The following is an 11603-nucleotide window of genomic DNA, read 5'->3' as shown; positions in this document are numbered from 1 at the left end:
GCCCTCGTCAGTGAGCGGATGTATAATCCTACCCCCTCAAACAAGTCAACAGACCACTACGGATTTTTTCAAAGAAATTTCCAAACATCTGAAAAATATAGGTATTTTCGCGTTTCAGGTAGCCGACGGACGAAATCCACTGCGCACGAACCAGTCGCATCCATGCCGCACGCCGATCCTCCCTCCCCACATTTCCCCTTCCGCAGGGAAAACCCCGTTGATAGGGTCCGCTCAGCCTTTGAACGGAGTGAAATCATGCTGGTTCTGGACGAACAACAGACAAGCCACGCGCTACCCTGGCCCGAACTGATCGACGCAATCGGGCGGATCTTCGCCGGCGGATGTGTGGTTCCGGTCCGCCATCACCTCGACGTCGCGGTGCCCGACGAACGAGACGCGACCCTCCTCATGATGCCTGCCTGGATCCCGGGTGAATATATTGGGGTGAAGCTGCTGTCTGTTTTTCCTGACAATCATCTGCGATCCCTCCCGGCGATCTTCGGTACCTATCTCCTGTCTTCCGGCAGAACCGGAGAGATGCTCGCGGTCATTGAAGGAGGAGAGCTTACGGCACGCCGGACAGCCGCGACATCGGCGCTTGCCGCACGATATCTCGCGCGGGATGACGCGGAGGAGATGCTCGTCGTCGGCACGGGACGGCTTTCGCTCAATCTCATTCAGGCACATGCCGTCACCCGTCCGCTCAAGTGCTTCCGGGTCTGGGGCCGTAACGGGGAGAAGGCCGCCGCCATTGCAGACGAGGCGCGTGCGCTCGGTTATGACGCATCCGTTGCAACCGACCTCGAGGCCGCCAGCCGGAGCGCTGACGTCATCTCATGTTGCACTTTGTCCAGTGAACCTCTCGTCCGGGGTGCCTGGCTCAAACCCGGCGCTCACCTCGATCTCGTCGGGGCCTTCAAGCCGTCGATGCGGGAAACAGACGACGAGGCGGTCAGCCGCGCCGAGATCTTCGTCGACACGCGGGCCGGGGCACTCAGCGAGGGCGGCGATCTCGTGCAGCCGCTTAGTGCAGGCGTCATCAGCGAGAACGACATACGAGCCGAGCTGGCGGAACTTGTACGCGGTGAGGCGAAAGGCCGTAGCAGCGCAACGGCAATCACACTCTTCAAGTCCGTCGGGGCGGCGCTCGAAGACCTCGCCGGCGCCGTGCTCGCCTATGAATCCGTCTCTCGTAGGAAGACCTGACGAAGGGCGGACGCGCTTCACGTGAATCGACACAGCGTTCCTGCAAAAGGGCTGGAGCGTTTGAAAAGGGCGCTATAGAGAGGCGACACGCCGGCAAAACGAGTGCACTTCTCATCCACACAGACGTCGACATATGGTCTCAAGACTGCCTTCACTGCCGATCTGCAATGTACTCGCCGCGCTCGACGAGGCTCTCTCCTCGGCCAGACGTGCCGTGCTTTCGGCTCCGCCCGGCGCCGGCAAGACAACGGTCGTTCCCCTTCATCTTCTGGACAGTCCCTGGCGAGCCGGCGGGCGGATCATCCTGCTAGAACCGCGGCGACTGGCGGCCAGAGCCGCCGCCGGACGCATGGCCGAACTGCTCGGTGAGGCCGTCGGCGAGACCGTTGGCTACCGCATGCGACTCGACAATCGCATCTCAGCACGCACGAAGATCGAGGTGGTGACAGAGGGTGTGTTCGCCCGGATGGTCCTCGATGATCCGGAGCTCGAAGGTGTGGCGGCCGTCCTCTTCGACGAGTTTCACGAGCGTTCGCTCGATGCCGATTTCGGCCTTGCGCTGGCTCTCGACACACAGTCGGCCTTGCGGCCGGATCTGCGCATTCTGGTGATGTCGGCGACACTCGATACGGCGCGCATCGCCGACTTGCTCGGCCAGTCACCCGTTATCATCAGCGAAGGACGCAGCTTTCCGGTCGACGTTCGTTATCGCGACCGACCGGGCAGCGTACGAATAGAGGACGCGGTCACCCAAGCGATTCTTGATGCGCTCGCCTCGGAAAAGGGCTCCGTCCTCGCCTTCCTGCCGGGTCAAGCGGAAATCCGCCGCGTTGCGGAGCGGCTCGAGGGGCGCTTGGGGGCCGACGTCTTCTTAACACCTCTTTACGGCAACCTGACTCAGCAGGAGCAGGACGAGGCGATACGACCCGCCCGTCCGGGAACCCGCAAGGTCGTCCTCGCCACGTCGATCGCCGAAACATCGATAACGATCGACGGCGTACGGATCGTGATCGACAGTGGGTTGCAGCGGCTTCCCGTCTATGAGGCATCGACAGGAATCACCCGGCTCGAGACTGTTCGCGTCTCCCGCGCCTCGGCGGACCAGAGAGCGGGGCGTGCCGGCCGAACCGAGCCCGGTATCGCGATCCGCCTCTGGCATTCCGGACAAACCGCATCGCTTCCCGCCTTCACTCCACCGGAGATTCTGGCGAGTGACCTGTCGGGGTTTCTTCTCGACATGATCCACTGGGGCGTCCACGATCCCGCGATGCTGTCCTTCCTCGACCCTCCTCCGGCGGCCGCTCTCCAGGAGGCACGCACGATGCTGAATCTCCTCGGCGCCCTCGACGCGCAAGAACGACTGACGGCAAAGGGCCGTCGGATGCGCGAGATCGGCCTGCCGCCTCGTCTCGCGGCGATGGTGATTGCGGCAGACGCGACCGGGCACGGGCGCCGGGCAGCAATGCTTGCGATGCTGCTTACCGAACAGGGTCTGGGGGGGACCAGCATCGACCTCGACGAACGTCTGCGGAGGTTTGCCGCAGACGGCGGAACGCGTGCCACGGCGGCACGAAAGCTTGCGATCCGGATCGCGGGGGGCATCGGCGGCAAGGCACATTCCGACACGCCCGCAACGGCCGGTCAGCTGTTGCTCCACGCCTTTCCGGACCGTGTGGCGTTGCAGCGTGGCGGACGTGGTCGCTTCGTAATGGCGAACGGGCGCGGCGCGGAGATCCCCGACACGGAGGGGCTTGCAGGCGCACAGATGCTGGTCATCGCCGATCTGACCGGACGGGCGGCACAGGGACGGGTTCTCGCCGCAGCAGAGGTCAGCCGAAGCGAGGTCGAGGAGGAACTCGCGGCCACGATAAGGCGCAGCCAGGAATGCTTCTTCGATGCTCAGAGCGGCAGGGTTCGCGCCCGGCGGGTCGTTCGACTGGGGGCGATCATCCTGGAGGAGTCATCCTTGCCGAGGCCCTCTGGCGAAGCTGCGGCCGATGCCCTCGCCGCCGGCGTGCGGCAAATCGGAATCGGCGCCCTTCCCTTCTCGAAGGAAGGCATGCAGTTGCGCCAAAGGATCGGCTTTCTGCATCGGACATTGGGGGAGCCGTGGCCGGATGTCGGCGACGATGCCCTGGCGGCGCGGCTCGATGAATGGTTTACCCCTTTCCAGCATGGCGCATTCGGTCTCGATGAGATCGATGCCACTGGTCTGACCGAGGGCCTGCGCGCACTGGTTCCGCACGGCATGCTGCGCGACCTCGACCGACTGGCGCCAACGCATTTCCGCGCTCCGACGGGGCAGAACCACCCTATTCAATACGACGGTGACGAACCGAAAGTGTCGGTGCGCGTCCAGGAGCTTTTCGGACTTCGGCAGCACCCCATGATCGGCGGCAAGCTCCCGTTGCTGCTCGAGCTGACCTCCCCTGCACACAGACCGATCCAGACGACTCGCGACCTTCCGGGGTTCTGGGCTGGCTCGTGGAAGGATGTGCGCGCCGATATGCGCGGGCGCTATCCCAAGCATCCGTGGCCGGAGAATCCCGAGGAGGCGGAAGCAACGACACGGGCAAAACCCCGTGGTACATAAACCGTAAACAACAAAGGCGAGAAACCAGAGGCGAAAACTATGGTCGGGGCTGACATCGAAACCCAAATGGCACCGTCCAGCCGACGGCTGCGCTTGCAAACACTCGTTCGGCTGCGATGGGTCGCCGTACTGGGCCAGACCGTTACCGTGCTCATCGTCGCTTTCTGGCTGCAGTTTCCATTACCCTTGCTCGCTTGCGCGCTGCTGATCGGTGCGCTCGCAGTGGCCAATGCCGTGCTCGCTGCCGCCTTCCCTTCGACTCACCGGTTGGAGCCGCTCTCCGCCTTCGCGGTACTCGGACTCGACCTGCTGCAGCTCGGCGCGCTTCTCTTCATCACCGGCGGCCTGGCAAACCCCTTCTCCCCCTTGATCTGTGTCCCGGTCATCATTTCGTTCGCATCGCAACCGCCCAGGCACTCACTGGCTTTGCTGACGCTCGCCATGGCGACAATTAGCGCTCTCGCCTTTTCGCCCTATCCGCTCCCCTGGTATCCGGAGGAAACACTGAAAATCCTGCCGGTGATGCAGGTCGGCACATGGTTCGGCATCGCCTCGATGATGGGTTTTGCGGCCTTTTACGCCTATCGTGTTTCCCAGGAGGCCTCATTGCTCGCCGATGCGCTTTCTGCAACCGAGCTTGTCCTGCAACGAGAGAAGCACCTTTCACAGCTCGACGGCCTGGCGGCGGCGGCGGCCCATGAACTCGGCACGCCGCTCGCGACCATCAGCGTCGTCGCACGCGAAATGGAGAAGGAACTCGGCGACGATGACCGGTTCGGCGAAGATGTACACCTGCTCCGAAGCCAGAGCGAACGTTGCCGTGACATTCTGCGACGCCTGACGACACTACCCTCGGCGAATGAGGCGCACATGAGCCGCCTCCCCTTGTCCTCGATGATCGAGGAGGTCCTGGCGCCTCATCGCGAGTTCGGGATCAAGCTCGAACTGGTCGAAAGGGCCGACCGCGCAACAGAGCCGGTCGGCTTGCGCAACGCCGGCATTCTCTACGGCCTCGGCAACCTGGTCGAGAACGCTCTCGATTTCGCCCGGAGCAAAGTCACGGTGACAGTCGATCACGACAGCGACAAGGTGACGATCGTGATCGAGGACGATGGTCAAGGCTTCTCACAGGACATTCTGCAGCGGATCGGCGAGCCCTATGTCAGCAGCCGTGCGCGGGAAAATCGTGCCGGCGGCCTCGGCCTCGGCCTCTTCATTGCCAAGACGCTACTTGAGCGCTCCGGAGCGAAATTGCGCTTCGAAAATCGCAGCGACCAGCCGGGCGCCCGGATTTCGATCATCTGGCCGCGACGCCTGATGGACACGGCGGGCACAAAATGACTTTACCGTCCACGCATAAGTGTCCATAACGCAAGGGTAAGTTTCGACCAGAACACCCCTGCAGGGATGTCAGCTCATGACTGAGAATGCTCCATCCAACGCTCAAAGCCCCTCTGGCAAGGCAGAAAGCGATGCACTCGGACCCGATCCCAGCCTCCTGATCGTCGACGACGATGTACCGTTTCTGCGTCGTCTGGCGCGTGCCATGGAATCGCGGGGGTTTGCCGTGGACATCGCGGCCTCGGTTGGTGAGGGGATAGCCAAGTCGAAGGCTGCACCGCCGAAATACGCGGTCGTTGACCTTCGCCTCGGAGACGGTAACGGCCTTGACGTCATCCAGGCCATAAGGGAACGGCGCGATGATACCCGAATTGTGGTCCTGACCGGCTACGGCAACATCGCCACAGCTGTAACAGCGGTGAAACTCGGTGCGCTCGACTATCTGGCCAAACCTGCCGACGCCGATGACATATACCACTCGCTCACCCAGCGCCCTGGCGAGAAAGCTGAAGTGCCGGAAAATCCGATGTCTGCCGATCGCGTCCGCTGGGAACATATTCAGCGAGTCTACGAGAACTGCGAGCGCAACGTCTCGGAAACGGCACGGCGGCTGAACATGCATCGCCGCACACTGCAGCGCATTCTCGCGAAGCGGGCACCGAAGTAACGGCGGCTCAGGATTCGACGCTCTGCCGCGAGGCGGCCCACTCCGCCATCATCAGGCGCTGTGCGGCCGTCCGGGAGAAATTCAGCATCATTGCCTTGCGGGTCGCCGGAGCCAGTCGATGTTCCGGCGCGTCGCGGACGATATGCGCGCCGTACCCATCGGATAGCAGGAGTCCGCAATCCTCCGGAAAGATATCCAGCGGCACTTCGCCGTGTGTGGCGAAGAAGAAGCGATCGCAATGGGCCCTATAATCCGGCCATTTTCGATCAACGCGGAAATCTTCGATCGACGACTTGATTTCGATAATCCAGAGCTCTCCCTTTTCCGACAGGCTCACCAGATCTGCACGCCGACCACTCGACAATGAAAGCTCGGGCAATACGGCCTGTCGCATCTCGCTGAGAAGTACCTGCACCCCCCGGCGAACGAGGAGTGCCCGTTCCGACTGGCGCCCGTCGATTAACGGGTTGTTAACGGCGATCGAAAGAATGGTCATTAATACTGCCCATTGGGAAGAGCGGCATGTTGCAAAAAAGCAATGCCGCGTCATTTTGCAGCGCGAAACAGACTTGGCGCCGACGGCACCCTTGCCAACGTCAGTTTAATTCAAAATAAACCATATTCAAAGATGGTTGAGCTGACCATCATCCCCGCAAAAGACGAGTTCTCCATGCGCCTCCGCAATGCTCTCACTGTGTTCGGTCTCGTGGCCACGATGGCCCTCACCGGCTGCTCCACGACGTCTGATTCCGGCAAGGCCGGAACCGAGACGGCAACAGCAAAGATCTTCAGCGATTCCTATGGCAAGGTGACCGACGCGGGCTATGCCCTGCCGGCCATCCCGATCGAGAAGGTGAACAAGAAGTTCCACCGACAGGTGGTCTCCTATCAGACGAAGGAAAAACCGGGCACGATCGTCGTCAACACCCGGGAACGTTTCCTCTACTACGTGCTGCCGAACGGCAAGGCGGTCCGCTACGGCATCGGCGTCGGCAAGCAAGGTTTCGCATGGCAGGGCGAGGCCTACATCGCCTGGAAACAGGCATGGCCCACTTGGCATCCGCCCAAGGAAATGGCTGCACGCAAGCCGGAAGTCGCGAAGTATGTCGAGGACGGCATGGAGCCTGGCGTCCGCAACCCGCTGGGTGCACGTGCCCTCTACCTGTTCAACGACAAGGGCCAAGACACGCTGTTCCGTCTCCACGGCACTCCGGAATGGGCTTCGATCGGCACCGCCGCGTCCTCAGGCTGTATCCGCCTGATGAACCAGGACATCATCGACCTTTACGATCGCGTCCGTCCCGGCAAATCTGCGCGGGTCGTCGTTCTCCAGTAAAGTCGGTCTGATTTCCGGCAACAGACAAGAAAGTCGCCGGCACGCGCCGGCGGCTTTATCTTTTGCTTGAGACGCCGGCTCAGCCGGCAAGTCGCGATTTGAGCTCGCGCCGCCGCCGGTGGAGGACCGGCTCCGTATAGCCGTTCGGCTGTTCGCGCCCCTTGAGGACAAGATCGAGCGCAGCCTGGAAGGCGATGGACGCGTCGAAGTGACCAGCCATCGGACGATAAGCCGGATCACCCGCGTTCTGGGCGTCAACAACAGCGGCCATCCTTTTCATTGTCTCGACGATCTGCTCGCGGGTGGCGACTCCGTGGTGCAACCAGTTCGCCATGTGTTGTGCCGAGATTCGAAGGGTCGCGCGGTCTTCCATAAGGCCGACGTTGTTGATGTCCGGCACCTTCGAGCAACCGACACCCTGGTCGATCCAGCGGACGACATAACCCAGAATACCTTGCGCATTGTTGTCCAGTTCGCGCTGGATTTCCTCCGGTGTCCAGTTCGGACGGACGGCAACCGGAACAGAGAGGATATCGGAAAGCTTGGCGCGCGGTCGATCTCCAAGCGCGGCCTGTACATCGGCGACATTGACGTGGTGATAGTGTGTCGCGTGCAGCGTCGCCGCCGTCGGCGAGGGAACCCAGGCGGTGTTGGCGCCGGCCTTCGGATGTGCGATCTTCTGCTCAAGCATCGCCGCCATCATGTCGGGCATCGCCCACATCCCCTTGCCGATCTGTGCGTGGCCGGAGAGACCGCAGGCGAGGCCGATGTCGACGTTCCAGTTCTCGTAGGCAGAGATCCAGGTCGCCTGCTTCATGTCCCCCTTGCGGATCATCGGCCCGGCCGCCATCGAAGTGTGGATTTCGTCGCCGGTGCGGTCGAGGAAACCCGTGTTGATGAAGACGACACGGTCCTTGGCGGCGCGGATACATTCCTTCAGGTTGACCGTCGTGCGACGCTCCTCGTCCATGATGCCCATCTTCATCGTGTTCGGCGACATGCCGAGCACTTCTTCAACGCGCGCGAAGATCTCGCAGGCGAAGGCAACCTCTTCAGGCCCGTGCATCTTGGGTTTTACGACGTACATGGAACCCTTGCGGGAATTCATCCGCCGGCCGCCGGGGCCGATATCGTGAAGCGCGATCAGCCCGGTAATCATCGCATCCATGATGCCTTCCGGAACCTCGTTGCCGTTCCGGTCAAGGATCGCCGGATTCGTCATCAGATGACCGACGTTGCGTACAAGCATCAGAGAGCGTCCGGCGACCGACACCGGATTACCGTCAGGTGACGTGAACTCGACATCCGGATTGAGCCGGCGCGTGAAGGTCCTGCTCCCCTTCATAACCTCCTCGGTCAGATCCCCCTTCATAAGGCCAAGCCAATTGGAATAGACGACGACCTTGTCCTCCGCATCGACCGCGGCGACCGAATCCTCGCAGTCCATGATCGTGGTGATCGCCGATTCGAGGCGTACATCATTGATGCCGGCCGGATCGCTCTTGCCGATCATCCCTGAGCGGTCGATGACAATCTCGACATGAAGACCGTTCTTGCGCAGGAAGGCACTCTTCGGCGACTCCGGCGCCCCGGTGTATCCGACGAATTGCTTCGGCTCCTTCAGAGCGGTCTCGCGACCTTCGCTCAGCCCGACGGCCAGGATCCCGTCCGTGGAGGCAAGGGAGGTGACCTCCGACCATTTCCCTTCCAAGAGTGGGGCGGAGGCGTCAAGGAGGTTGCGCGCCCAGGCGATGACCTTCTCGCCGCGAACGGGATTATAGTCTTTGCCTTTCTCAGCTCCGCCATCGTCCGGAATCGCATCGGTTCCATAGAGCGCATCATAGAGCGAGCCCCAACGCGCATTGGCGGCGTTCAGGGCATAGCGAGCATTCATGACCGGAACGACCAGCTGCGGGCCAGCGATCTCGGCGATTTCCGGATCGACATTGGCGGTTGTCACCGAGAAGTCATCTCCCTCCGGAAGAAGGTAGCCGATCTCGCGAAGGAATTGTTCGTAGGCGCCCATGTCGCTCGGCGCGCCGTTTTCCCGGTACCAGGCATCCAGCTTCTCCTGGAGCTCGTCGCGGCGGGCAAGCAGCATGCGGTTCCTCGGCGCGAGATCGTGCACGAGTGCCGAAAACCCGGCAAAGAAGCGTTCCGGATCCACTGCGGTGCCCGGGAGGGCCTGCGTTACCAGGAAGTCATACAGACTCTTATCGATGGACAATCCGTGGCTCTCGACGCAACCCATTGCATTCTCCTTACTGCGTTTTCTGCTCAGGCAGGCACACAGAATCGCGCATTGGCATCCACTGTCAATTATGCACAAGTAACAAATATTTATTCCGAAACGGAAAGGGTCAGCCGAGCGCGATGCGTGGCCGACCCACAGCACGCGCAACAATGCGAGCCTCGATCAGGCGTCGCCTGCCCTCGATTTCGGGAGCGTCGACGCTCTCCTCCATGATGACCAGAGTCGCGCTCGCCCCGTTGGCGGCAACGCGTTCGCGAACGACGGAGTCCGCGCGTCTCCTGGCTTCAGCGAACGCCGCCTCCTGTTCGCCCAGTCGCAGGCTGTCACCACAACCGGACAGTATGAAGATGCCGTCCTGCGGCGATGTCACGAGGACTTCTGCCGACATTTGAACCTGCCCCACCACCGCGCCGACGGCATTTGCAACGTCAGAGTCCCGCGGGATCAAGGCAGCAGTCGACAGCATTTCGGCGATTTCTGGGTAGTAGACCGGTGCCGAGGCGCCAAGCCCCACAAGTGGACGATCGAGCGACAGCCCGAAGCGAACGATGCCGTCCTTTCCGGAGAGGGCGCGATCAATCAGCACCGATCTCGCGGGATCAACCTCAGCCAAGCCATCCTCAGCGAAGCAGGTGCCGAGCACGATCTCCGCCGAGCGCCGATGCAACCTCGCGACAATATGCGACGCAAGTTCCTCCGGCGTTTCGGCGATCGGACGTCCTGCACCATCCTTCATGCGCAGCGCCAGTTTCAGACCAAGCTCGGCCGCCTTCCGCTCCCATTGTCCCTGCCGGCCCAAGACATGCATGGCATCCGAAGGCGTTATTCCGCAGAGATGAACAAGCCCTCGCGCGACCAGCCGATCGAGAACGGCGCCTTGTGCCATTGACGTCAGCAGCTGATCGAGCGGGAGCGGCTTGTCTTCGATGCGGGCAAACAGGCCGGCCTCCTGCGGCTGGAGGCCGGCGGCCAAGCTCTCCGGAACGCCGGTGCGCACGGCAAACCGGCCGTCGTTGCGACCGGGATGAACACTCCGAAGCTGCCGTTCAAGCGCATCGAGCACGGCGTCGCCGTGAAGCTCGGCGGCAAGGCTGAGCGGTACCAGGCGCCGTGGCCCGAGTTCGATTTTTGCGGTCAGGCCGCGCTCATCGATTCGCACCTCGGAATCCCCGCCGAGGCCGTAGGTGCGCATCGCTACCGCTTCCACCATCGTACGGTGACCGCCGACGACGGCGCCATCGGCATCCAGGCGCGGCTTGCCCCCATCGAGAATGGCGACGTCGGTCGTCGTGCCACCGATGTCGGAGACGACGGCGTTGTCCAGGCCCGTGAGATAGCGCGCACCGACGAGACTGGCCGCCGGGCCAGAGAGAATCGTCTCGATCGGACGCAGCCGGGCCTCCGCTGCGGAAATCAGGGCACCATCGCCACGCACGACCATCATCGGTGCGGAGATTCCGCGCTGCCTCGCGAACGCCTCGCAACTCCCGATCAGGCGATCGATCATGGCGACCAGGCGTGCATTGAGCAGGGTCGTCAGCGCACGTCTGGGACCGCCCAGTTTCGACGACAGTTCGTGGCTGCAGGTAACCGGCAGGTCCGTAACGGCCCGGATGCGGTCCCGGACGCGGATTTCGTGGGCGGGGTTACGGACAGCGAAATAGCCGGCGACGGCGAACGCCGACACGGCCTGTCCAAGTTGCGGCAGCGCATCCTCGAGCGGGCTCATGTCCAGCAGGTTCTCGTTACCGTGCGTGTCGTGTCCTCCGGAGAGGAAAATCACAGGGTCGGTCCCCAGCGCCTCCGAGAGGCCGTCCCGCTTGAGGTCGTCGGGCCCGAAGCCGATCATAACCAGGCAAGTTCTACCACCCTGCCCCTCGACCAGAGCGTTCGTCGCAAGCGTGGTCGAAAGCGAAACGAGGCCGATAGCACTGGCCGGCACTCCGGAGGAGTGCAGGACTTCATCGACGGAGGCTGATATCCCGACGGCGAGATCGTGACGGGTGGTCAGTGCCTTCGCCTTCGCGAGAAGTCCGTCCGTCTCGCTGAAAAGAACCGCGTCGGTGTAGGTTCCACCGGTGTCGATGCCGAGCAATACTGACCTGGTCAACCGGCGCACTCCAAATGCCTGCTCAAAGCGATGCGTGCCCGGACGCATCACCGCCGAACGCTAAACTTTCCTGACAAATGGCAAGTTTCGACAAGA

The 11603-nt window shown here is 62.2% G+C and carries 8 protein-coding genes; 5 read left to right on the top strand and 3 right to left on the bottom strand.

Translation table 11 applies throughout. The features are described from left to right. Positions 1-255 precede the first annotated feature (255 nt). From NHF53_RS21670 to NHF53_RS21655, 4 genes are all read left to right on the top strand, one after another. Complete coding sequence (locus NHF53_RS21670; RefSeq protein WP_252835976.1) at positions 256-1206, top strand: ornithine cyclodeaminase family protein; 951 nt, start codon at positions 256-258, stop codon at positions 1204-1206. A 133-nt stretch (positions 1207-1339) separates the two neighbouring features. After that, entirely contained in the window at positions 1340-3799 is a 2460-nt protein-coding gene (gene hrpB / locus NHF53_RS21665) for an ATP-dependent helicase HrpB (protein WP_252835975.1), read from the top strand. Positions 3800-3838: 39 nt separating this feature from the next. Next, positions 3839-5140, top strand: coding sequence for an ActS/PrrB/RegB family redox-sensitive histidine kinase (locus NHF53_RS21660; RefSeq protein ID WP_252835974.1), 1302 nt, complete (start codon positions 3839-3841; stop codon positions 5138-5140). A 76-nt stretch (positions 5141-5216) separates the two neighbouring features. Continuing rightward, positions 5217-5807, top strand: coding sequence for an ActR/PrrA/RegA family redox response regulator transcription factor (locus NHF53_RS21655; RefSeq protein ID WP_252835973.1), 591 nt, complete (start codon positions 5217-5219; stop codon positions 5805-5807). Between the two features lie 7 nt (positions 5808-5814). On the opposite strand, the gene NHF53_RS21650 is transcribed toward NHF53_RS21655, so the two are convergent. Next, positions 5815-6303, bottom strand: a complete 489-nt coding sequence (locus NHF53_RS21650; protein WP_114364986.1) for an MmcB family DNA repair protein — start codon at positions 6301-6303, stop codon at positions 5815-5817. Between the two features lie 174 nt (positions 6304-6477). On the opposite strand from NHF53_RS21650, the gene NHF53_RS21645 reads away from it, so the two are divergent. Then, complete coding sequence (locus tag NHF53_RS21645) at positions 6478-7143, top strand: L,D-transpeptidase (RefSeq protein ID WP_252836046.1); 666 nt, start codon at positions 6478-6480, stop codon at positions 7141-7143. Between the two features lie 79 nt (positions 7144-7222). On the opposite strand, the gene NHF53_RS21640 is transcribed toward NHF53_RS21645, so the two are convergent. Next, positions 7223-9394 (bottom strand): malate synthase G, encoded by a 2172-nt coding sequence (locus tag NHF53_RS21640; RefSeq protein WP_252835972.1) that lies wholly within the window; start codon positions 9392-9394, stop codon positions 7223-7225. A gap of 109 nt (positions 9395-9503) precedes the next feature. After that, entirely contained in the window at positions 9504-11507 is a 2004-nt protein-coding gene (locus NHF53_RS21635; protein ID WP_252835971.1) for a hydantoinase/oxoprolinase family protein, read from the bottom strand. Positions 11508-11603: the final 96 nt, after the last annotated feature.

This window comes from Ciceribacter sp. RN22 (genome assembly GCF_024054295.1).
In the GTDB taxonomy this organism is placed as follows: domain Bacteria; phylum Pseudomonadota; class Alphaproteobacteria; order Rhizobiales; family Rhizobiaceae; genus Allorhizobium; species Allorhizobium lividum.
Note: the sequence above shows the minus strand (reverse complement) of the source record. Positions and strands in the feature narration are given on the sequence as shown.